Source organism: Priestia sp. VA7 (assembly GCF_055710015.1).
This window is the reverse complement of record NZ_JBVQPN010000077.1, coordinates 1-250: the sequence shown is the minus strand read 5'-3', so window position 1 is coordinate 250 and position 250 is coordinate 1. Positions and strand designations below refer to the sequence as shown.

At 52.8% G+C, this 250-nt stretch carries 2 tRNA genes; both read right to left on the bottom strand.

From position 1 onward, the window contains the following. Positions 1 to 46: 46 nt before the first annotated feature. Positions 47 to 121: transfer RNA gene (locus AC0C45_RS30275), tRNA-Gln, on the bottom strand. Positions 122 to 127: 6 nt separating this feature from the next. Then, positions 128 to 211 (bottom strand) — tRNA-Tyr (locus tag AC0C45_RS30270). Between the last annotated feature and the right edge of the window lie 39 nt (positions 212 to 250).

The following is a 250-nucleotide window of genomic DNA, read 5'->3' as shown; positions in this document are numbered from 1 at the left end:
CTGATTAAAAGTCAGATGCTCTACCAACTGAGCTAATGGCTCTCTATGGCTGGGCTAGCTGGATTCGAACCAACGCATGACGGAATCAAAATCCGTTGCCTTACCGCTTGGCGATAGCCCAATAAAATGGTGGAGGGGGGCAGATTCGAACTGCCGAACCCGAAGGAGCGGATTTACAGTCCGCCGCGTTTAGCCACTTCGCTACCCCTCCGATATAAATGGTGCCGGCAAGAGGACTTGAACCCCCAAC